Annotated in this window: 17 protein-coding genes and 5 pseudogenes; 11 read left to right on the top strand and 11 right to left on the bottom strand. The window is 59.3% G+C overall.

Going from position 1 to position 21,236, the window contains the following annotated elements; translation table 11 throughout:
- Positions 1–105 precede the first annotated feature (105 nt).
- Both NKL04_RS19455 and NKL04_RS32125 read left to right on the top strand, forming a co-directional pair.
- Positions 106–1,290, top strand: a complete 1,185-nt coding sequence (locus NKL04_RS19455) for a M20 family metallopeptidase (protein ID WP_023702711.1) — start codon at positions 106–108, stop codon at positions 1,288–1,290.
- Positions 1,286–1,482: pseudogene (locus NKL04_RS32125) on the top strand (IS1634 family transposase); the annotation flags it as partial. The gene NKL04_RS19455 and the pseudogene NKL04_RS32125, both read left to right, overlap by 5 nt.
- Before the next feature lie 96 nt (positions 1,483–1,578).
- Here NKL04_RS32125 and NKL04_RS19450 read toward each other — a convergent pair.
- The 4 genes and pseudogenes from NKL04_RS19450 to NKL04_RS19435 all read right to left on the bottom strand — a co-directional run.
- Positions 1,579–2,300: pseudogene (locus NKL04_RS19450) on the bottom strand (aminotransferase class III-fold pyridoxal phosphate-dependent enzyme); the annotation flags it as partial.
- A complete protein-coding gene (locus NKL04_RS19445) occupies positions 2,185–2,694 on the bottom strand; it encodes an integrase core domain-containing protein (RefSeq protein ID WP_352724239.1) in 510 nt (169 codons plus the stop codon). The gene NKL04_RS19445 and the pseudogene NKL04_RS19450, both read right to left, overlap by 116 nt.
- Positions 2,628–2,936, bottom strand: coding sequence for a DDE-type integrase/transposase/recombinase (locus tag NKL04_RS19440; protein WP_352724907.1), 309 nt, complete (start codon positions 2,934–2,936; stop codon positions 2,628–2,630). Before NKL04_RS19440 ends, NKL04_RS19445 begins: the two co-directional genes overlap by 67 nt.
- Positions 2,937–3,345: 409 nt before the next feature.
- Positions 3,346–3,423 (bottom strand): annotated as a pseudogene (locus NKL04_RS19435) (hypothetical protein); the annotation flags it as partial.
- Positions 3,424–4,229: 806 nt separating this feature from the next.
- Between NKL04_RS19435 and NKL04_RS19430 the strand changes: the two are divergent.
- From NKL04_RS19430 to NKL04_RS19415, 4 genes and pseudogenes are all read left to right on the top strand, one after another.
- Positions 4,230–4,667, top strand: a pseudogene (locus NKL04_RS19430) (enoyl-CoA hydratase/isomerase family protein); the annotation flags it as partial.
- A 177-nt stretch (positions 4,668–4,844) separates the two neighbouring features.
- Positions 4,845–5,105 carry a CoA-binding protein gene (locus tag NKL04_RS19425; protein WP_084568613.1) on the top strand — a complete coding sequence of 87 codons (261 nt, stop codon included), beginning with the start codon at positions 4,845–4,847 and terminating at the stop codon, positions 5,103–5,105.
- A 96-nt stretch (positions 5,106–5,201) separates the two neighbouring features.
- Entirely contained in the window at positions 5,202–6,389 is a 1,188-nt protein-coding gene (locus tag NKL04_RS19420) for an IS256 family transposase (protein WP_352724234.1), read from the top strand.
- A 333-nt stretch (positions 6,390–6,722) separates the two neighbouring features.
- Entirely contained in the window at positions 6,723–6,965 is a 243-nt protein-coding gene (locus tag NKL04_RS19415) for a hypothetical protein (protein WP_156951522.1), read from the top strand.
- 200 nt (positions 6,966–7,165) lie between these two features.
- Here the strand turns inward: NKL04_RS19415 and NKL04_RS19410 are convergent.
- From NKL04_RS19410 to NKL04_RS19400, 3 genes and pseudogenes are all read right to left on the bottom strand, one after another.
- Positions 7,166–7,288, bottom strand: a pseudogene (locus tag NKL04_RS19410) (transposase); the annotation flags it as partial.
- Positions 7,289–7,778: 490 nt separating this feature from the next.
- A complete protein-coding gene (locus NKL04_RS19405; protein WP_280938727.1) occupies positions 7,779–8,459 on the bottom strand; it encodes an OmpW/AlkL family protein in 681 nt (226 codons plus the stop codon).
- 206 nt (positions 8,460–8,665) lie between these two features.
- On the bottom strand, positions 8,666–9,124 hold the full coding sequence (locus NKL04_RS19400; protein WP_156951523.1) for a hypothetical protein: 459 nt from the start codon (positions 9,122–9,124) through the stop codon (positions 8,666–8,668).
- A gap of 1,019 nt (positions 9,125–10,143) precedes the next feature.
- Between NKL04_RS19400 and NKL04_RS19395 the strand changes: the two genes are divergently transcribed.
- The 4 genes from NKL04_RS19395 to NKL04_RS19380 all read left to right on the top strand — a co-directional run bounded on the left by NKL04_RS19395 (position 10,144) and on the right by NKL04_RS19380 (position 15,451).
- On the top strand, positions 10,144–10,527 hold the full coding sequence (locus NKL04_RS19395; protein ID WP_352724229.1) for a hypothetical protein: 384 nt from the start codon (positions 10,144–10,146) through the stop codon (positions 10,525–10,527).
- Between the two features lie 9 nt (positions 10,528–10,536).
- Entirely contained in the window at positions 10,537–11,841 is a 1,305-nt protein-coding gene (locus NKL04_RS19390) for a lysine N(6)-hydroxylase/L-ornithine N(5)-oxygenase family protein (protein WP_023702961.1), read from the top strand.
- 502 nt (positions 11,842–12,343) lie between these two features.
- Positions 12,344–13,123 carry a phytanoyl-CoA dioxygenase family protein gene (locus NKL04_RS19385; RefSeq protein WP_023702962.1) on the top strand — a complete coding sequence of 260 codons (780 nt, stop codon included), beginning with the start codon at positions 12,344–12,346 and terminating at the stop codon, positions 13,121–13,123.
- Between the two features lie 324 nt (positions 13,124–13,447).
- Positions 13,448–15,451, top strand: coding sequence for a class I tRNA ligase family protein (locus NKL04_RS19380; RefSeq protein WP_023702963.1), 2,004 nt, complete (start codon positions 13,448–13,450; stop codon positions 15,449–15,451).
- Positions 15,452–16,251: 800 nt separating this feature from the next.
- On the opposite strand, the gene NKL04_RS19375 is transcribed toward NKL04_RS19380, so the two are convergent.
- The 3 genes from NKL04_RS19375 to NKL04_RS19365 form a co-directional block, all read right to left on the bottom strand.
- Positions 16,252–17,709: an NAD-dependent succinate-semialdehyde dehydrogenase gene (locus NKL04_RS19375; RefSeq protein ID WP_198029344.1), complete on the bottom strand. Its 1,458-nt coding sequence runs from the start codon at positions 17,707–17,709 to the stop codon at positions 16,252–16,254.
- A 171-nt stretch (positions 17,710–17,880) separates the two neighbouring features.
- The gene (locus tag NKL04_RS19370; protein ID WP_023702965.1) at positions 17,881–18,144 is read right to left on the bottom strand and encodes an insulinase family protein; all 264 of its coding nucleotides are present in this window, start codon (positions 18,142–18,144) and stop codon (positions 17,881–17,883) included.
- Between the two features lie 1,377 nt (positions 18,145–19,521).
- Complete coding sequence (locus NKL04_RS19365) at positions 19,522–19,749, bottom strand: hypothetical protein (protein ID WP_245260682.1); 228 nt, start codon at positions 19,747–19,749, stop codon at positions 19,522–19,524.
- Positions 19,750–20,120: 371 nt separating this feature from the next.
- On the opposite strand from NKL04_RS19365, the gene NKL04_RS19360 reads away from it, so the two are divergent.
- Positions 20,121–20,333, top strand: coding sequence for a cold-shock protein (locus tag NKL04_RS19360; protein ID WP_023702967.1), 213 nt, complete (start codon positions 20,121–20,123; stop codon positions 20,331–20,333).
- Positions 20,334–20,543: 210 nt separating this feature from the next.
- On the opposite strand, the gene NKL04_RS19355 is transcribed toward NKL04_RS19360, so the two are convergent.
- Positions 20,544–21,017 carry a Ros/MucR family transcriptional regulator gene (locus tag NKL04_RS19355; RefSeq protein WP_023702968.1) on the bottom strand — a complete coding sequence of 158 codons (474 nt, stop codon included), beginning with the start codon at positions 21,015–21,017 and terminating at the stop codon, positions 20,544–20,546.
- Positions 21,018–21,236: the final 219 nt, after the last annotated feature.

Here is a 21,236-nt window from a genome sequence, read left to right as displayed (position 1 = left end):
GTGCCAATGGCGGTCGAACTTTCGCGGGGTTTACCGGCATTCACCCTGCTGCGAAACGACCACCGCTGGGCTTGATCAGATACGTGCCAGGAGGAGAGCAACAATATGAACCCTCGGATCAACAGTGTCCTTACCAGTTCCGAACACGAGGCGCTGCTGGAATTGCGCCACGCGTTGCATCGGGAGCCGGAACTATCGAACAGCGAGTGGAAGACACAACAGCGTATCCGGGAAACATTGGAAAGGTTCGGGCTCATCGACGCGAAGGTGTTTCATGACACGGGGCTTTACATTGACATTGATGGAACAGCGTCGGGACAGAGACGCTCGCTCGCAGTTCGGGGCGACATTGATGCTCTGCCGATAAGCGAGGATAGGGAGGATCTACCTTATCGATCTCGGGTAGAGGGGATAATGCACGCTTGCGGCCACGACATGCATGCTTCAATCGCCATGGGCGTGGCGTTGGCCTTTCATCGATTACGGCACAATTTTGCCGGGAGGCTTCGGGTGGTATTCCAGCCGGCTGAGGAAGCCGAGCCCCTCGGAGGACGGTCTGTTGTGGAAGCGGCCTTGCTTACCGGCTTCGATTGTGCCGTGGGCTTCCATGTCGATCCGTCCATGCCCCGTGGAAAATATGGTGCTCTTCCCGGTGCAGTCACCCAATCCGCAGACCAGTTCAGCATCACTGTGACTGGTAGCTCCGCGCACGGTGCAACTCCGCATGCTGGCGTTGATGCCATCACGATCGCCGCCGCATTTATCAATGAGGTCCAAAAGGTCGTGTCCCGGGAAATGCCTGTAGATGATAGATCAATCATCACTATAGGTACAATTCATGGAGGACATGCAACCAACATTATTTGTCCTTCGGTTGTGCTAGAAGGTACGATCAGGACAAGCAGTCCGGCACGCCGGGCTCAGCTATCCCAACGGGTGCGGGAAATCGTGCAAGGTGTCGCGGCAATGCACCGCGGCAAAGCCGAGTGCGTTATATGTTCAGGTGAGCCTGCAGTGGTAAACGACGCCAATATGGTCAACTGCTTTCGTAGTACGGTGCTGGAACTGGCTGGGCCCGATGCTTTTTCGCAGGACATTTCGCGCAGCGGCAGCGATGATTTCGGCTTCTACGCTCAATGCATACCCTCCATTTATTTCTTGTTCGGCAGCGGCGAGCCCGGCAAGAACTCTGGCCTCCATACACCGACTTTCGCCGTTTCGGACGAAATTCTCATTCCTGCAACTGAGCTAGCCATCACGTACTGTTTTGCCCTGCTCAAGGAACAATGACGCCGAGGCCGAGAAGGACAAGGCCGACCGCCAGGCGTTCATCGCCGGCCTCGAGGCACAGTTCAAGAAGGGCGACAAGGCACTGGTCGGCAACTCGGTCTACCCGCGTTACTTAAAGGCCAGCGGAAAGAACTTCAAGATCGATGTCGAAAGCTTGCCGAGGAAGCCCGGTACGACGCCGCCCAATTCGTCGGTGAAGGCCTCATCGAGCCCCGCCCCGGGTGCCCTGGCCACGAAAGCGTGGCAATTGCCGCGGAATGTGCCGTTGTGCTCTCCCGGCTCCCACTTGTCGAGTTGACGATTAGGCAGGCCATAGCCCGATATCGATTTCGCCATCGTGACGATGTCCGGACGGACCCCCGAAGCTTCGAAGCTGAAGAACGCATCGGTCCGGCCAACACCCGCCTGGATGTCATCGACGATCAGCAGAGCTCCTGTTTGCGCGCAATGGCCGCCACCTTGCGCAGCCACTCCGTGCCGGCGACATTCAGGCCGCCTTCGCCCTGAACTGTTTCGACAATCACCGCCGCCGGCGCGTCTACGCCGCTGGAGGGGTCTGACAGCAGGCGATCAAGGTAATCGGCGGTGTCTACACTAGGCCCCAGATAGTTGTCATAGGGCAGCCGCGTCACGCCGCCGAGCAACTGGCCGGCGGCTGCGCGGTGGTATCGGTTGCCCGTGCAGGAGAGAGCACCAAGGCTCACGCCATGAAAGCCGTTGGTGAAAGCTATGATGTTGGACCGGCCAGTGATCTTGCGCGCTAGCTTGAGGGCAGCCTCGACCGCGTTGGCGCCGGTCGGACCTGGAAACTGTACGACGTAGTCTAATTGTCGCGGCTTAAGGATCGTCTCGTGGAATTCCCGCAGAAAAGACTCCTTGGCTTCGTTATACAGATCAAGGCCATGCGTGATGCCGTCGCTCGCAATGTAGTCTACGAGCGCGGACTTCAGCTCGGGGGGGTTGTGCCCATAGTTTAGACTCGAGCAGCCCATGAGAAAGTCGAGATAGGATGTCCCATCGCGCGCAAACAGCTGGGCCCCTCGTGCCGTCGCGAAAACAACAGGAAAGCTGCGGGCGTAGCTGCGAACTTCGGACTCGAGATGGTTGAAGATCGCGAATTCCTCTGACCTGCCACTGAACTGTCATCCAGTGGCGATTAGAGCCTTGGCCGTTTCTGTTACGCCTCTTGGCGCGGGTTGAGAAACCATAGGCTGCCCGGGTCTCGTAGCCGAGCGAGGAATGAGGCCTCGCGGTGTTGAAGTCCTCCCGCCATTCGGAGATGGTGCTGCGGGGGTGGTCGAGGCCGAAGAACAGGCTCTCGTTCAAGAGTTCGTCGCTCAGCGACCGTTGAAGGATTCGACATAACCATTCTGCATCGGCTTGCCCGGCACGATGTAGTGCCATTCGATGGCGTGATCCTTCGACCAGGCGAGGATGGCGTTCGACGTGAACTCGGTGCCGTGGTCGGAGACGATCATGCCTGGCTTCCCACGCTGGGCGATCAGTTCCGTCAGTTCACGAGCAACCCGACGGCCGGAGATCGAGGTGTCCGGAATCGCGGCCAGACATTCGCGCGTCATGTCGTCGACGATGTTGAGCACACGGAACCGCCGGCCGCAGGCGAACTGGTCATGGACGAAATCCAGCGACCAGCGCGCATTCGGCTTTGCCTCGACCAGGATCGGCGCCGCGTGCCGACTGCTCGCCGCCTTGCCCGGCGCTTGCGCACCGTTAGGTCCTCCTCGCGGTAGATACGGTCAATCTCAGATGCCTCGCCTCGCGCCTGAGCAGGACGAACAGCCGCCGGTAGCCAAGGCGTCGGTGCTCGTTCGCGAGGTCACGCAGCCGACTACGCAGCTCCGTCTCTGGCGGTCGGCGAGACTGGTAGCGGATCATCTTGCGATCGGCGCAGACGAAGGAACAGGCCCGACGCTCCGACAAGCCCGTGACGGCCTGCAGATCCGCGACGGCTTCGCGCTTAACGGCGGCCCTACCGTTTTTTTGACAGAAGCTCGCGCACCGAGGCTTCGAGCATCTGGTTGGCGAGCAGCTTATTCAGCTTGGCGTTTCGTCTTCCAGCGCCTTCAGCCGCTTGGCGTCGGACACGTCCATCCCGCCATACTTGGCCTTCCAGTTATATAGCGTCGCCTCCGAGACCCCATGCTTTCGGGCAAGATCGCCCGCTTCGCACCCGCCTCATGCTCCCGCAGAACTGGGATGATCTGCTCTTCCGTAACCGCTTTCTCTTCATCAGTCCGTCCTTCAATCAAGGCCCGGACTCTAATCTCAGATGGAGGATATTCTCAGTGGTAGGTCATGATCGCAAAAGGGCACTAATAAACCTGGCTGGTCAGGTATTTGCGTGTTAGTTGCAATTGTGGGGGCGAGGCGACACAGGGCCGCGGCCCCGTCTTTGAACGTCGCTCATCGGCTAGTGGCAGGAAGGCGATTACATCGCCGGATGTTCGTTCAAAGAAGGATGAGAACCCCAACTGCTTGACCGCCGATCGCTAAGCTCGTGACCGACATTTCGATATTGTTTTTGTCGGCGTCACCGTCCGGATTTTGCGCGTGACCTGCCGTCGACCGTCGATTCAAAGCTGGGCACGACTGTCTTGCACCAGCAGTGCGCGTTGCTCCCTCCGCGATCCGCGCCAGCAACGAATGTCCGGATGCCTACCGATTATTGCCCTCTAACGATCAATCTATGTGCAAAAGAAGTTAGACGCGCAATATTTTTTGGCGACACTGGAGGGGTCAGCCGCAAGAGAATATCCATGAACGAAGTTGTTTCAAAGCAAGAAAACCAAGCGTTTCACATTACCTTCAACCGCCCAGAGCGGCTGAATGCAGTCAACGAAGTCCTCTGTTAACAAACGTTTGGATGCCCTCCAGTATGCAGATAACGACCCAAATAACGCTGTGGGGTCCTTTCCGGAAATGGTCGATCATTTTGTGCGGGTGCCGATCTAAAGGCCCACAAATCTGGCGTCCGGACGCGCGATGAGCGCGAGGCCTATATCACGCTTGGGCAGCGCGTTTGCGAAAAGATTCAGACGATGAAAACGCCCGTTATCGCCCAAGTGCATGGTTATACCGTCGCGGGCGGAGCGGAAATCGCGACCTCTGCTCATTTTCTGATCATATCTGAGGATGCCCAGCTCGGGTTTCCGGAAGTTGCTATTGGCACCTATGTAGGGGGAGGTGTAACGGTCCGCCTCCCTAGCCTTGTTGGATTAAAAAATGCGGCAAGTCTTTTGCTGCTGGGCAACAGGATAACCGGCGCGAAATGCTTGGAGATTGACCTGGCAACCGCGAGGCTCCGGCAGCGGATCAGCTGGTGGAGCGTAACACCGCGCTGGTGGTGCGACTCGTAAAGAACGCGCCGTTGCCGATGGCCCGCCTTAAGGCGGCGATCAATTTCCCGAAAAGCCCTGAAAGCCTATCCGTGCCGAGGCGGAAGACGTGCTGGCGGTCATGGAAACGAAGGATTGGGCTGAGGGAGTGGCAGCTTTTGCCGAAGGCCGCTCCCCCAAGTTTGAAGGAAAATAGGAATGGACGCCCTCAATAAAGAAACAGCGGTGAGCCGAATACTTGAGCCGCATTCCGTCGCGGTCATTGGCGCATCTGCAGGTCCCTCCAAGCGCGGATATCAGATCATCAACGCATTGCAAAAGGCCGGCTACAGTTATTCAATCCTTCCGGTCAACCCAAAGGGAGGGGCGATCCGGGATTTGCCCGGGTCGTGTCCCATCAGGTGGTGTAGCTCGGGGGTAGCGAAGCCGCTCACGAGCGCGCCGTTAGTAGCGCTGTAGCGAGCGAGCGGCGTGTGGGTGGTCATCGGCGCTTTCCGGTAGGGTTTGGTTGTTGACGCCAACCCATTTCGGAAGGACCACCGATGACCGAACGACATGATGAACCTGCGCACGCTCGTGGAGAAGACCCGGGATGCCGATCTGCTGCGGGAGATGATCGGCTTTGCCGCCGAGCGACTGATGGAAATGGAGGTGGGCGCGGCCACCGGCGCCAGCTATGGCGAGAAGAACCCGCTGCGGCTCGCCCAGCGCAATGGCTACCGCGACCGGGACTGGGAGACGCGGGCCGGCACGGTCGAGCTGCGCATCCCGAAGCTCAGGAAGGGAAGCTACTTCCCAGGTTTCCTCGAACCGCGCCGCATGGCCGAGAAGGCGCTAACCGCCGTCATCCAGGAAGCTTATATGCAAGGCATCTCGATCCGGTCGGTTGACAACCTGGTCAAGGCCATGGGTATGAGCGGCATATCCAAGAGCCAGGTCTCGCGGCTGTGCGAGGAGATCGACGGGAATGTGAAGGCCTTCCTCGTTCGGCCGATCGAGGGCGATTGGCCATACCTGTGGATCGACGCCACTTACCTGAAGGTCCGCCGCGGTGGGCGGATCGTCTCGGTCGCCGTTATCATCGCCGTCGGCGTCAACGCGGACGGCCGGCGCGAGGTACTGGGCATGGAGATTGGCACCTCGGAGGCCGAGCCGATCTGGACAGAGTTCCTGCGCAAGCTGACACGTCGCGGCCTACGCGGCGTCAAGCTCGTCGTCTCCGATGCTCACGAAGGCCTCAAGGCGGCCGTCACCAAGGTGCTGTGCGCGACATGGCAGAGGTGCCGCGTCCACTTCATGAGGAACGTGCTGGCCCATGCCGGCAAGAGCGGCCGCAGGGTCGTCTCAGCCTTCATCGCCACCGCTTTCGCCCAGGAAACGCCCGAGGCCGCGTCCGTACAATGGCGCGCCGTCGCCGACCAGATCCGGCCGAAGGTGCCAAAGCTGGCGACAATCATGGACGACGCCGAGCCCGACGTGCTGGCCTACATGACCTTCCCCAAGGAACATCGCGCCAAGCTCCACTCGACGAATCCGATCGAACGTCTCAACGGCGAGATCAAGCGGCGCACCGAGGTCGTCGGAATCTTCCCGAACGACGATGCGGTCGTGCGCCTCGTCGGCGCAATCCTGCTCGAACAGAACGATGAATGGGCAATGCAGCGGGCCAGATATATGACTCTGGAAACGATCAGCCAGATGAGCGATGATCCCCTGATCAGCCTGCCAGCCGTGGCGCGCTGATCAGCCCGGCCCATGCCGGAGAGCACGGCAACTAATGCCGCCAGCTACACCACGCCGCGGGACACGATCTTTGCCGCCCGTAGTCACCGAAATTGATGCCCCTCCGGAGGGCGGTGATAGTTCGGCCGGCTGAGGAGGTGCCAGATCTTCTTCTCCAGTGCGGCAAAAAAGGGCATCGCGGGTTCCATTATTGTCGCACATGGGTTTGGCGAGCGGGGAGACCAAGCAGCAAGCACGGAAAAGAGATTGCGTGTCGCCTTAGCAGAAAGCGGGGTCCGCATCATTGGGCCCAACACGTCAGGGATGGTAAACTGTACCGTGCAGGCGGACCTAATGGGCCTGCCGGAACTGCCGCCATTGGGACCGGTCAGTGTCTTGCCGCAAAGCGGCAACATGATCGTGACCGTACTCGAGGATAACCGCGCGATTGATGCTCCCGGCTTCGACATCATCGCTGGATTGGGTAACCGGGCTGATGTTGGATATGACGAACTGATCGAAGAGCTTTGCTGCGCAAGAGCACTCGTTCAATTGCAATCTACAATGAAGGTTTCATTGATGGGCGGCGCTTTCTGATACGGGTTCAATTGCTGGGGCTGACGATATCGCTCTGAGGGTGCTGCCGCAAATGGGCGTTACGCTGGTCGACCGCTCGGACGAATTGCTTCCGATAGCTGCGCTTCTGGCAAGCACTCCTCTTCCCATACCAGGGGCTGGGATTGTGGTTCTGGCTGACGGAGGTGGACATGCCACGCTGGCGGTTGATGCTCTATCTCGCGCGGGGGTACCTTTTGCATCTCTTTCTGGGCACCCAGCGCCTCTTCCATCTCGGCCTCAAGCACCTCCTGCATCACCGCACGGAGCACTTCGTGCAATCCATCCGGGTTCGAAAGCAAAATGTCTTTGACGGCAGCGTTGGCGTCTTAACTTCAGTCTGGTCATGGTGGCGTTCCTTCGCGGGAATCGGTGACGTGAACAATCACCAGCCTGCCATGACCGCCCCCTCTCAGCGAATTTGCAAACTCTCAGCACACTACCCCGGCCTTCTTCGAGAGGCTTCAGCGATCTTGCCCCGTTCGGCTTCGCGCCCCTGGCGCGGGGCAGCCTGTCGGCTGTTGTTGGCAAGTACCTGGACGGGTGCAGGCGGGGACGCCCTCAACAGCGGCTTCTTCAAGCAGCCCCGACAATCGGCTGCTATGGGTTGGATGGCCATCGCATAAAGTTGATCAGAACGTTCCTCCGATTCGGACACCTCCCCGCTCAAAGGTTACAAGGCCCCACCCCCCTAATGATCCGGGTCGACTGGCCCGTGCAGCTCCGGCGTGGAAAGGGCGCCCAGGCGCCCTTCATTTCAGATTGGCTGTCAGCAGCCCGCCTTCGCGGTGCGCATCAGAAGCGGTAGGTGACACCTGCGCCTATCAACCAGGGATCGAGCTCCGCCTTTCCCGTCAGCTTCGCGCCGTCGACCGTTACGTCAAAGTCTGGCTTGAGGAACAGCTTCTTCACGTCGAAGTTAACACCCCAGTGCTGATCCACCATGTAGTCGAATCCGACCTGCAGCGCGGTGCCGAATGTATTCTTAACCTTGAGAGCATCGGCACTGCCGGCACCCTGGTTACAGAAGATCGTGTAGTTCACGCCGGCGCCTACATAGGGCTTGAACGCGCCGAAATCGGTAAAATGATACTGCAATGTAAGCGTGGGCGGCAGCAGCCAAACCTTGCCGATATTGCGCAGCGCGCCAATCGCTCCTTGGCCCTCGATGTTGGCGTAGGTGGTGCCGAGGATAAGCTCGGCGGCCATGTTGCCCGTGAAGAAATAGGAGATATCGAGTTCCGGCGTCACAGTGTCCGAATAGGAAAGACGGGAGCCGGGCACTGCATGTACGTAGCCAGAATCCTCAGTGACGACCCCCAAAGCACGCAGGCGGATCTGCCAAGGGCTTGGCGCTTCCGTGACCGAGGCTCCCGCCTGCGGGACGCTCGCCGCTTGCGCAAGGTCCGCCGCGACAGCCTGCTGTCCCGTTACGATGAGGACAACGGCCGCTGTTACTCCCCGTGCCGCGAGCATTTGGTTTCTCGCCATGATATTCTCTCCTTGCTGTTTAGAAATGATGCAGTGGACTACGAAAGTCTTGCTCGAATTGCGTGAGATTGGCGGAGCGCTCCTGCGCAGTTTGCGTGGGACCGCGCAGGATTTCCCCGTGCTCGCAATCGCCGACCTGTACTCACACACAATTAAGTGGGATGACCAAAGGCCTGCAGCTCTGGGGCCGTCTAACGCGCGTGGCCCGGGCGTCGTTCCCGCGTCGTGGTTTCGAGCCGGATCAGCGGACGGCAAGGGTGGTCCCCCCGGGGCCACAGCGCCCGGATTTCCAGCATCTTGCCAGAAATTATAGAGGTACTGACCGGGGCGTGATCACGGGAAACCGTGTCAGGATGGTCTAAGATCGCTTTCAGGGCGTCGTGGTCGCGATCGAACTGTGTTCCACCAAAGTGCCCCAGGGGCCTGGCCGACTGGGTGGGGGCCAAGACAAGTGCCCGTTCGCCTTCTGCATCTTCGAGCCAAAGATAGGCATCATCGTCGGGAGCATTCAGCGTTGGGCGGAAATCGAATACGGTCATGTCCGGATAACGTGACGAATGATGCCGACTGGAAAACAGCCGCAACGTCCTGTCGGCTCGGAAAGGCCCAGTTGTCGCGGCTGCGACTGCATGTTCGGCGAGCTTGATCATGGCATGATTTCTCCTCAGTCCTTGCCGCAGCGCGTTTGCGGATACCCTTGCACGTGTCGTGCCAAACGAGAAAATCATTCCACAACAGTGCTATGGCTCTGATTGCGGGGTAGTCTCATGTCCGACTTTGTCGGAGACCCGACAACGAGTGCAGCCGTGACTGTCTTATAGAACCTCCTGTGCGAGCTCGGTGGGCACTGCGGAATAAGCCGTGAAGCTCACCGCGAAACTGGCCGAGCTTCGGCCGACATCGGCGACGGGATCGATGACCACTACGTCGCCGGTGTCGGGCGCGGCACAGCCTGAGGACTCCGTGGCGGCGATCATCGAATCATTGCGTTTACGATGGCTCCATCCTGGCCCAGCCGTCGGCGCGCAAAAAACTGCTTTGCGGCCTTATCCCTCCGCCTGGATTGAGTCGCATGGCGCACGTGCTTTTGGAACCGGCAGAGTGGTCATAATGCAATTGTCTTCCGGCTATTTTTACCGAGATTCGACAGTCCAGTTGGTGAAGGTCCCATATCGCGCATTCATTGATGCGCTTAGGTCTGCGCATGCGCCATCCGCAACCATCTCATCAAGAGCACCGATCCGACACCGAGAATTGCTTCCCCATGAGAGAGGCCTCGCGGCGGACATGAGTTTGCGTCACTCTTCATGATCGCGGCCTCCGAGGATGTCGGGATCGAGCCAGTGCAACGGCACGATAGGGCGAAGGATCTGGCAGCTCTTGCAACTGCTGAGCTCGATGGACACGGCATATCGCAGGGTTCTGCACTGTCCGTTCATGAAGACTGTGCTGGTCCCCATAAGAGAAGTATTCTGATGCACAGGGTGCCGGATTAGCTATTCGGAAAAAGGCGACATCCGAAGTGCAAATCGGGCGCCGCCCTGAAGCGTCCCCCTCAATGTCGGATTTCGGACAGGATCGTAATCCGCCAACCCATTGTTTAATAAAGTTCCTTCTCTGGCACGGCCCATGCATGGGACTCTGCGAACGCATCAGCGAGACGTCATCCATGATCATGCGCACCGAAAATGCCGTCGCCGTAGTGAACACCGCGCTTTCGCCTGCCATCAAGCCGCCGAAAGGCCGGCGCGTCATGGTCGGGCCGGCGATTGGGCCGGCTTCAAACACCTTAATGGGCCTGCAAAGCGTCTCGCGTGACGGCGACGCGGCATCGAGACGAACGGAAAGACATACGTCGTTGCCCCACGTCGCCGGCCTGACCCCCTCGATTTCACCGCGCTGGAATGCTCCGGTCTACATTCGGCGACGCGAACGCGCTGGACAAATGCTCGCAAACCCGGTCGGGACCGGTGCTCCGAACGTCCGCGAGGGGGCCCAGTGGCTGCGGCCGGCATTCGCCGCGAACAAGCCGCCTAGTGGGAAGACTCTATAGGAGGAAGCAGTGGAGTTATCTTGCGTTGGGATCGGTGCTGGCCCGTCCAATTTGAGCCTTGCGTGTCAGCTACACGAGCAAGTTGGGAAAGGGGCGGTGTTCCTGGATCGGCAGGTCGACTTCCGCTGGCATCCAGGCAGTGCATTCGATTCCTCGGAGCTCCAGGTCAGCCACTTCAAGGACCTGGTCACTCTAGTGAATCCGCGATCAGCCTACACTTTCGTAAACTTCCTGCACGAGAACGGGCGTCTGTATCACTTCCTGAACGCACAGTTCGAAGCCGTGCTCAGAGTGGAGTTCGAACAATACCTGAACTGGGTCTTCCACAGGAACCCACTTGTGCGTGGCGGCGAGACAGTGCGCGAAATCCGCTTTGACGGCGAGTTTCGGGTGCGGACGGATAAGGCGGTTCTCGGCGCCAGAGAAGTCGTGGTCGGCATTGGCAAACAGGCGCAAATTCCGCCTCAGTTCCAGGGCTGGACTGGACGCAACCTGTTCCACTCATCTGTTTTACTGCACATTCACCCTGAGGTGCGGAGAAAGCATGTCTGCGTGGTCGGCGGAGGACAATCGGGAGCCGAGGTGATGTTACATCTTATCGGCCTGCCGAAAGAACGGCGGCCTGCCTCGATCACTTGGGTCTCGCAGCGCGAAAACTATCTGCCTCTGGACAACAGCCCGTTCACAAACGAGTTGTTCATGCCCTGCTTTTCGGATCGTTTCGCGGCGATGAGCGAGTCGCAGCGTAAGCTGCTGCTGCGGCGTTTCGTGCTTGCCTCAGACGGAATTTCGGAAAGCACGTTGCGCGCGATCTATCAGGCGCTCTACCGCCACGCATTTTTCGAGCCAACCCGATCCGACATCACACTGCGGCCGGGCTGCACCGTCTCGCATTGCATCAACGCCGGCGCGGGTCACAGGCTGACCCTGCAGCACGGCATGGTCGAGCTCGAAGAAGTCGCGGCTGATATCGTCATCCTGGCCACCGGTTACGAGAACGCGATCCCAGACTTCTTGGAACCCATCGCGCACCGGCTGGAGCATATCGACAATGAATTAGCTATTCGCGAGGACTTTTCGGTGAGCTGGGACGGACCGCGTGACAGACGCATCTTCGTACAAAACGCGAGCCTCGGGCAGCGCGGCCTGGCCGATCCGAACCTAAGCCTGCTGGCCTGGCGCGCGCGCCGCATCCTCGATAGCCTTCTTGGGCGCGCGCCATGCGCGAACCCCGAGCATCCTGGCTTCATCAGCCATACCTCGATCGAGAACTGGCCCGCCCCCGTAGCCGAAGAAATGGGCAGCGGGATATGACTCGTAAACTTCTGGTCATCGGCGGTGGCATCCTGGGAATGATGTCCGCCTCCGCTGCGAAGGCCGGAGGCTTCTCCGAAATCATCGAGACCGAACAAGTTCTTGGACCAAGCGGCGCATCGCATTATTCTGGGGGCGTTCATTTCCCCTACGGTTGTCAAGACCGTACCAGGTCGCTCACTCGAAAGAGCGCCGTGGTCTTGCCGGCCATGGCTGGGTCGGCGGTCAGCGGATGGTGCCGGCCTTTAGCGATGCGCGTCGCGGCTGGACCGGGTGAACCGATTGATCCGGCCCAGTTTACCGAACCCCTGGACCCGGCTGAGCCTGACATAGGAAGTCTCGCGCCGAGCTTCTGCGGACAAAATCCGTCGGAGCGGAACGCACTTAGCATCGCCGTCCCACATGCATGGGACCGTCTCCGTGGACCCGCAACTTGCAAAGCGCCCGACTGCCCTAATTGGGATGTCCGACCAACCAGTCTTTCCAAAAGGAGGCCTTTCGCATGTTGACTGATACACAACGAGACAAGTGGCAGAAAGACGGATACGTCAGGCTTGAAAGCTTCTTTGCGCCAGCGGCTCAGGAAGATATCTCCAATTTTGTCGAAGATGTGTCATGCTGGGATGTTAGCGATGATAAATGGCTTATGTGGTTCGAGAAGACGACGGACAATCGAAAGATCATATCCAAGATCGAGAATTTTCTCGACTTCCATGATCCATTGCGTCGTTTGCTCTTAGAAGATCAGCGCATAAAGTCAGCAGTCGATGATTTGCTTGGCGAAGATTCGCGCAGGCTCAAGGAATTGCTGATTTTCCACTACCCCGACAGCGGCGGCTATCTCCCGCATCAGGACATTTATCACATTCCACACAAACTCCCCGACCGGATGGTCCATGCGGTGGTTGCCGTAGGCATCGACGACTCCGACCCGGAAAACGGCGGGCTTTTCTTCAGCCCCGGCAACCACAAGAAGGGGGTGTTCCCCATGGATGCCGGTGGGGTGATCGATCCTCCAGTCGCCGAAACGTTCTCCTGGGAACCCGTAGTATGGAAGGCTGGCGACATCTTCATCTTCGACGATTACGCGCCGCACTACTCACGACCGAACAAAAGCAACCGTTCTCGGCGGACACTCTACTTGGTGTTCCAGCGTGCCTCAACCGGTGGGCCGACCCGCGCTGAATATAACGTGCTTAAGCGCGCCCTTAACCCGCCCGAGGGCAAAGTGGCCGATCTCGACAATCTCAAGCCCCCAAATGGCATCTTCTATCGCGATTGAGCTCACGCAGCCAGGCGGAGGCATGCACACGAAACTGATCGACCGCTCAAAAAATGCGCGGACGGTATGGCGGTCTGATTTGCGGGCTCGTGGAGCATCGGACGCTTTGGCACGTGGATTGTGGAGGGGTCACAGGCGGCCTTCTGTGTGCCTACAGCCCGACCTAGCGCCCCCCTTGGTCGCCCGCCTGCCGGCCCAGAGCTGCACTATCCTGGCCGGGCCGCCAACGGGTCGGGCTGCCGTTTCTCTCCATGAAGTGCACTTGAGGCTGTTCGTCGGCAGCCGAAGGTCCGTCCCACTCTTCAACAGCTTAGGTTGATTGTCATGCGCAAATACACGTTTTCTCGAACGGAGCTGTCGCGAGCGTTCGGTATCGACACAGCCACGCTTGGAACGGGCAGTGCTCGCACGGGGTTTTCGTTCGGAAAGGTTGGACCCGGGGTCACATCCGAGCCCCATCGGCACGACGAAATCGAGGCCTTCGTGGTCCTGTCTGGTGCGGGCAAGGTCACCACCGACCTTGGGGAAATCTCGGTCGGGGCCGGCGACGTCGTTCTGTTCCATCCTTTTGAAGCGCATGTGCTGCGCAATGACGGGAACAAAGACCTGGATTTCGTCGATGTCTACTGGCGGGACGGCGAGGCCGCCCTTGATGCCGCTGCAAAGACCACGGCTCCACGCGGGCCGACCTTCGTCTTCTCCGCGCCGCCAACGCCAAATGGCGATCTGCATCTGGGGCATCTTTCTGGCCCCTATTTCGGCGCTGACGTCTATACCCGTTTCCTGCGCATGAAAGGAGTCGAGGCGTATCACCTGACCGGAAGCGACGATTACCAGAGCTACGTCGCGACACGCGCGGCTACCGATCAATGGACGCCTGCAAACGTGGCGCGCTACTATTCCGACGAGATTCGCGCCACGCTCGCACTTCTCGATTGTGACGTCCACAGCTTCCAAGCCACAATGGGCGATGACGGTTACCGCGAATTTCAAGCCGCGTGTTTCCGAACTCTTCTGAGCAGCACGGCGGTAGATCTGCGCCAGAGCCCCGCGCTTTTCGATGCTGTGACAGGCCACTATCTTTATGAGCCGGATGTTAGAGGCCTCTGCCCCGATTGCGGCGGCTCCGCCGCTGGCAACATCTGCGAGGAATGCGGCGCCCCAAACCTTTGCCACGACTTGGGTGCAGCGCGGTCACGGCAGTCTGCCGAAGCGCCGCTGGTCGGCTCCCTCCGCCGTCCGGAACTTGCCCTGGACCGCTGCTACGACAATATCGACCGGCATCTAAGGGCATCAGGCGTCCCGCTACGCATCTTGGATCTCTTCGCGCGCCTACGCCAACGCGGCGGATTTTCAGTACCCATTACCCACCCCTCGGACTGGGGCCTGCCGGCCGAAGGGTTCCCGGGGCAAGTGATCTGGGTCTGGCCGGAGATGGCCTTCGGTTTTCTTTACAACATCCAGGCGCTCGGCCGCTCGGTGGGTCGCGACTGGAATGCGGAGATGCCCGGCAGCGATTGGCAGATTGTCCATTTCTTCGGCTTCGACAATTCGTTCTACCACGCGCTACTCTACCCCGCTCTTTACGCCGAGGTCTTCTCCCACTGGACGCCGCGCATCCACTATCACGTAAACGAGTTCTACCTGCTCGACGGCAAGAAGTTCTCAACCAGCTGCCGCCACGCGGTCTGGGGCAAGGAGGTTCTGAGCCCAAAGACAGTCGACGTCGTGCGCCTTCATTTGGGCCTGACACGCCCGGAAGGGGAGCGGACGGATTTCACGCTGGACGCGCTGCGCCGCACCGAGAACGAGGTGTTCCAAAGCATCTGGCTGAACTGGCTTGGGGCGTTGAACCAGGAAATCAAGCACGATTTTGCCGGCCGTGTACCCGATGCAGGCGACTGGAGCCCGGTCGACCGCGCCTTCTTTGCTCGCATAGAGATCTATCGCGCTGCGATGGAGCGCGCCTATTCGGACGAAGGCTTCTCGGTCCGGCGCGCGGCCACTCAGGTCTGCGAATTCGTGCGCGATTGCGTGATCTACCGCGGGGCGCGAGACTTTGCGGCGGCGCAACGTTTGTATCCCGCCCGCAATCGGACTTCGCTAGCCCTTCAGACGACGGCCGCTGCGATCCTGGCAACGACACTCGCTCCGTTAATGCCCCGGTTCGCCAGAACGCTGGCGCGAGGCATCGATGGCATCTCAACCGAAACATGGCCCCGGTCCGTCCAGCGCCTTGCACCAGGGACGCGCTTTGATCTCAGACCCGTGTTGGTGTTCTACGCCAAGTCCGGCAATCCTCATCTCGATGAGGAGGAAGCACTATGAGCCCAAAGGTGCACCAGTGAGCTGTCCCAATCTCGACCAGATTTGCGCGGCAACCAAAGCCGACCATGCCAAATATGCTGTCACTGGGGCGACCGAAGCCGCTATCAAAGGTAGAGACCAGATTAGCGGACCTGAACCAGCGCGTCGTCGACAACCCTGGCCCGCGCCTTCGAGGACCGCTCGGCCGATCGCTTCCCAGCCCTTGCTGTTCGTGCCGCAATACCGTGTGGGCTCGACTGCGCTGACCAGCCTCTGCGGCATCGGGATTCCGTCCTCCAGCGGGTCAAGGCTGTCATGCGATTCGACCCGCTTGGTCAACCTGGCGCCTGGAACGTGCGCCGATCACCAATGTGAATGCGAATGGCTGCGTGATGCTATCTTCTATTCTGTCCGAGACTGTACCGGCGCGGCATTCAGCCGAAGAACAACTGAGCTACTGACAATCGGAATGTAGCAGGTTCAAATTCGGGTCCGAAACACGATATTGCTCAAAACCAGCGCTCAGCATCCGGCACGGTGCACAAGCTTCCAATCAGACCCGCGCAACGCACAGCCCTTCGTCTGAACTTATTCGGCGAGGGCCGCCAAATCGCAAGCGTATCCTCCTTAACATTCACGAGATCTTCGCCGAAAATGCAGACGCTTGTCGCGGGAGAGATAGATGCCTAAATTATTAGGGTGCTCCTCAGGATTGCGTGTTTGCTCCGGTATGACGGCCCTAATCGAGGAGCGATTCTACAATTTACATGTTTGGGGATCGCTCGCTAGGTACTCGGCCTGTGACCCTGCAAGCCGATGCTTCAGATGCCGCCCATGCAGAGATATTTCATTTCGAGGTAGTCCTCGAGGCCATGGCGGGAACCCTCCCGCCCGATTCCGGACTGTTTTATCCCACCGAACGGCGCCGCTTCCGAAGACATCCGGCCGGTATTTACCCCCACCATTCCATATTCCAAAGCCTCGGCGACACGCCAGACACGCTTCAGGTTGGACGCATAAAAATAGGCCGCGAGGCCGTAGATCGTTTCATTGGCATCACGCACGACCTGATCGGCATCTTTGAAGTGAATAATCGGTGCGAGCGGCCCGAATGTCTCTTCGCGCGCGACGGTCATCTCGCTGGTGACACCGGTCAGGACCGTTGGTTGGAAAAACGTGCCATTCGTGCCGATGCGTTTGCCCCCGCATCGAATCGCGCCGCCTTTAGCTACGGCATCGGCAATATGGGATTCAATCTTGGCCAAAGCCTTCTTGTCGATGAGGGGTCCTATGTCCACTCCGAGCGCGAAACCGTCACCAACTTGAAGTTGGCGAGCCCGTTCAACGAATTTCTCGACGAACTCGTCATGAACGCCCGACTGGAGGTAAAGTCGGTTCGCTGAGACGCAGGTCTGGCCGGCATTGCGGTACTTCGCCTGGATGGCACCATCCACCGCGGCATCGATATCGGCGTCATCGAAGACGATGAAAGGTGCATTGCCGCCGAGCTCTAGGCTGACTTTTTTGATCTGGTCCGAGCACTGGCGCATGAGTAAGCGCCCGATCTCAGTAGACCCGGTGAAGCTGATCTTGCGGACCTTGGGATTTGTGCAAAGTTCGCGGCCGACCGCGTCACCTTCGGATGCGTAGATCAGGTTGACGACGCCTTCGGGAAAGCCTGCCTGATGGGCGAGGGCGAACATTGCTCCAGCCACCAGCGGCGTCTGTTCAGCGGGCTTGAGGACAATCGTGCAGCCCGCCGCCAAGGCTGGCGAGATTTTGCGCGCCACCATCGACACCGGGAAATTCCATGGTGTTATCGTGCCCACGACCCCGATGGGCTGCTTGATCACCAGCATTCGGCGGTCGGCCGATGGTGCGGAGATCGTCTCGCCATAGACGCGATTTGCCTCCTCGGCGTACCATTGCAGATACGCCGCAGTATGCGATATCTCCGACTTGGCTTCCGCAAGCGGCTTGCCCATCTCCGCGGTGAGAATTGCAGCGAGATCGTCGGCGTGGTCGATGATCAACTGATGCCATCGCCATAGAACGTCGCTGCGCTCACGTGCGGTAAACCCTGCCCATCCAGGCTGCGCGACATAGGCCTTGTCGATCGCAGCGCATGTCTCCTCGACACCCATATCGGGTAGTTCTGCCAGCACTTCGCCGGTCGACGGGTTGAGAACCTCAAATGTCCGCTCGCCCATCCGCGTGCCAAGTGCCGGCAGGCGATCGATGGGTCCAAACAGGTCAGGGGATCGCAGGTGACGGATCATCGGCAGGCACAGGGGCAATATCCGATTCCTCCTCAACGCGGCAGGTGTCCATAGCAGGTGCGGTGTGTATTCCGGACGTAAAGGTTCCTTATAGGGCCTCGGCCATACAGCTAGCAGACCACGGTACCCAAGTGGGAGGGAGAATACGCTACAAGACGCCTAGCGGTTCTACTAGTCGGGCTCGACCGGTCGGTTGCGCGGTGGCAGGTCCGGCCCGCGCGCAACCTTGCCATAGGTCTTCGCGGCCAGCGCCTTCACCGTCTCAGGCTCTGCGTCGCCGGCCACCACCAGCACGGCGTTGTTCGGTCGGCGGTATTCGTTGCACATCGTGAACCGATCGGTGCCGTTCAGCTTCTCCATCTCCCGCGTCCAGCCGTTCACCGGAATGCGGTAGGGCTGATTCGGCCGCAACGTCGCGTTGACCTCCTCGTCCACCAGACCTGAGGGTCCGTCTCTCTGCGCCAACGGCGCTCCTCCAGGATCACGTTTCGTCGGTCTCGATATCATCGTCGTTGAGAATGAGGTTGAACATGCGATCGGCCTCGAAGCCCATCATCTCGCCCAAAGCGATTTATAGGCAATGAGGGCGGTATTGTAGCCGCTGACTGAGACGGCTCCGTCGAACTCGCTGTCGGGGCGGTTGGGCGTCGCCCTGAAGATCAGACGCTCGAGGGAAGGGGCAAGTTTTGCCCGGTGGCTCGTCGGCGCTGCGGACCTTATGCCAGATCATGTGAGTGACGATTTGCGCGGGGTCATGTCGACCGTTCCATGCCATCATCGAGCAGGAAATCTTGCCGCCGTCGGTGGCGGCCAGAGCCGGAGCGGTCGTCGCCAGGCCAGGGCGGTGGCAGTGAACGACGTGCGCAGCCAGGGGGTGATCGATGGCTCCGGTTGGAAAGGCAAGTCTCGAGGCAGTGATTTGTTCCTCATTTTCATGAACGGGCTGCGTCTTCGATCCCGTGGGAGGATCGCGGGCAGGCCGAGCCAGATGAATCATGCGGCCAGGGCTCACTCGAGCCTCATCTTGGGATGAGCCCAGGAGACCGGCGGCGGTGTTCTTGGGGGGATGGTCATTGGAGGGATTTTCCTTGATCCGCGACGCCTTGCGGACGACCACGCATGCACCGTGCCAGATCAGAAAACATTCGAGGCATGTGGACAAGTCAGTCTGACATGTTGTGCATCCGACATTGTGGGCCATCGAACAGGGCTGAAGGCGACGCGAGCACGGCTGAGAATATCTTCTTCATTGGAAGACGATTGGGCGCGCTGCTGGGGAAGGGGGACGGGATGCGCTTCGAAGGCCGCTGCACCGACGGTCAGAATTGAAATGTTGTCGCTCCAGCGGACCGATGTCCTCGACAGTCAGACCGGGCGGTGCTGAAGGGTAGAGGCGTGAGCAGCGTAGCTAAGTGGGCGCGGACCCAGCTCGCGCGCGAAGACGGACCTGAAAAAAACGGCGGGTGGCGACATTCGCGAGGCGCTGGAAAACGAGGTCGTAAGACTGGGCGGGAAAAACGATGCCGTTGCTGTCTTCTGGCGTGATGGCCTGCCGCGAGGCGGTTGAACAGTGATGAGTTGCTGCGGAAAGGGGAGTGTTTTCGCGGGACCTTGGTCAACGTAAGAAACAAACGTCGAGCTCGCCTTGGATGGGGCATGCAGCACATTTGCCGCTGCAGGACAGCAGCACGGAAGCTGTCCGCGCTTGCCGTCGTCCATGGGAACCAAACAGCAGAATTTAGGATTTCATGTGCATAAAATACCGCCTGGTGCGCTCGGCTGCAAATGCACCCTGGCGAGTGGTCGCTTAGGTCAAGAGCATCGCGTGAGTAACAGCCTTACCTTGCTCAATCTGATGCGCGCTAACCGCCTCGCCGGATTGTGGAACTGCTCGCGGGTGGCTTCTACCACAAACAGCAAGGTCATGAAATCAAGCAGGAAGTCGTCAATCGCTTGGGCGATTGTTTCTGACTTGCCCTTGAACTGGTCCAGCAAAACGCGCGCGCTATCGATCGCTTCCACGCTGGTCGCATCGATCAACCCCTCGACCCTCTTGAAACAATGCAACTCGAAACTCCTTAAGGCGCTCCCAAGGTGTTATGCACGAAGGCAGCTCCGTGAACTACCCGGCCTTTTGACCTGGCGGCACGAGCAGCGGTCGGCCTTACGTCCCGCGCCTCCAAACACGAGCCATCGACGTGGCGCTGAGGAGCGTTGGAAGAAATTTGGGCGCTTCCGGCCACGCTCGAGCGGTAGATAGGACAGTGCTTGCTGGCGGCTACGCCCACAATGGAGTGCGCCAGCTGATCGGGGCTTAACAATTTTTCGCTTTTTGCTGCGCCCAACTCTCGGCTATGACTCGGACAGGCCTAATGGCCGCCCACGTGCATTGTAGAAGAAGGAACAAGTATATGACGACTGGAACGGTAAAGTGGTTCAACAGCACCAAGGGGTTTGGATTTATCCAGCCCGACAATGGCGGTCCGGATGTTTTCGTCCACATTTCCGCTGTCGAACGCGCGGGCCTCTCGACCCTCGCTGACGGCCAGAAGATCAACTATGAGCTCGAGCAGGATCGCCGCACTGGCAAGTCCTCCGCTGGCAGCCTCAGCAAAGCTGGTTGAAATTTTCTCCTGCGTCCTGGCAAGAGTAGGCACGTAGGTCCTCACGGCCGCTCGATGGGACCGAGCAAAAACTGAGGCCAGCAGATTGCTGCATGGGTCGCGAATTCCTCATGAAACAAGTTGTTGGAAAGGAAGGCGGGGTTGGCCCCGCCTTTTTTATGCGACGCCCAGATTAAGCCGACGGCTGCAACGCTGCAGCAATTGCCGCAATCAAGCCGCGACCTTCTTGCGAGTTCGCTTCGTCGGCACCGGCGCTTCCGGCTCTTTCGGCGCTTTCGGTTTGCGGCCGAGCCCCATCGTTTTCGCCAGTGACGAACGCTTCGCGGCGTAGTTCGGCGCCACCATGGGATAATCCACCGGCAGGCCCCATTTGGCCCGATATTCACCCGGCGTCAGCCCATAGTGGGTCGACAGATGGCGCTTTAAAGATTTGAATTTCTTCCCGTCTTCAAGGGAGATGATGTAGTCCGGTGTCACCGACTTCCTGATCGGGACTGCAGGCGTAAGGGCAACCGGCTCTTGTGCAGAGATACCTCCGGCCGTCGCTCTCAGAGCCGCATGCACTTGGCCGATGAGGGCAGGGAGATCCCCCACCGGGATCGGATTGTTAGACACGTAGGCCGACACGACGTCGGCGGCAAGCTCAATGAGGGTGTCGACGTTTTTTCCGGCTTCTTCTGTCATGAAACTCTCCAGGCGGTGAAACATAGTCAGCGAAGCGTCGCTTCATAGGGCCGGTTGCCGCTGAAAGCAACAATGTCTCTGACTGCGTTATTGCCAATGCTCGTCCAGAAGCGACATCGATGCGCCATATTTCGCGGCGTGACCGCTGAGCCACTCGTTATTGGCGACCCTGCAGAGGTGCGTGGCGCGTGCCGCTCTAACTTAGCGCCGAAGTTGCTA

The organism is Mesorhizobium sp. C264A (genome assembly GCF_040324515.1).
In the GTDB taxonomy this organism is placed as follows: Bacteria; Pseudomonadota; Alphaproteobacteria; order Rhizobiales; family Rhizobiaceae; genus Mesorhizobium.
This window is presented reverse-complemented; position numbering and strand designations above follow the sequence as displayed.

What these genes read in the sequence shown, in the direction of transcription:
- NKL04_RS19355 (WP_023702968.1), bottom strand. Translation starts at nt 21,017, where the DNA reads ATGACAGAAGAAGCCGGAAAAAACGTCGACACCCTCATTGAGCTTGCC.
- NKL04_RS19375 (WP_198029344.1), bottom strand. Translation starts at nt 17,709, where the DNA reads ATGATCCGTCACCTGCGATCCCCTGACCTGTTTGGACCCATCGATCGC.
- NKL04_RS19455 (WP_023702711.1), top strand. Translation starts at nt 106, where the DNA reads ATGAACCCTCGGATCAACAGTGTCCTTACCAGTTCCGAACACGAGGCG.
- NKL04_RS19405 (WP_280938727.1), bottom strand. Translation starts at nt 8,459, where the DNA reads ATGCTCGCGGCACGGGGAGTAACAGCGGCCGTTGTCCTCATCGTAACG.
- NKL04_RS19400 (WP_156951523.1), bottom strand. Translation starts at nt 9,124, where the DNA reads ATGATCAAGCTCGCCGAACATGCAGTCGCAGCCGCGACAACTGGGCCT.
- NKL04_RS19420 (WP_352724234.1), top strand. Translation starts at nt 5,202, where the DNA reads ATGATGAACCTGCGCACGCTCGTGGAGAAGACCCGGGATGCCGATCTG.
- NKL04_RS19385 (WP_023702962.1), top strand. Translation starts at nt 12,344, where the DNA reads ATGTTGACTGATACACAACGAGACAAGTGGCAGAAAGACGGATACGTC.
- NKL04_RS19445 (WP_352724239.1), bottom strand. Translation starts at nt 2,694, where the DNA reads ATGGCACTACATCGTGCCGGGCAAGCCGATGCAGAATGGTTATGTCGA.
- NKL04_RS19415 (WP_156951522.1), top strand. Translation starts at nt 6,723, where the DNA reads ATGGGCCTGCCGGAACTGCCGCCATTGGGACCGGTCAGTGTCTTGCCG.
- NKL04_RS19425 (WP_084568613.1), top strand. Translation starts at nt 4,845, where the DNA reads ATGGACGCCCTCAATAAAGAAACAGCGGTGAGCCGAATACTTGAGCCG.
- NKL04_RS19380 (WP_023702963.1), top strand. Translation starts at nt 13,448, where the DNA reads ATGCGCAAATACACGTTTTCTCGAACGGAGCTGTCGCGAGCGTTCGGT.
- NKL04_RS19360 (WP_023702967.1), top strand. Translation starts at nt 20,121, where the DNA reads ATGACGACTGGAACGGTAAAGTGGTTCAACAGCACCAAGGGGTTTGGA.
- NKL04_RS19395 (WP_352724229.1), top strand. Translation starts at nt 10,144, where the DNA reads ATGATCATGCGCACCGAAAATGCCGTCGCCGTAGTGAACACCGCGCTT.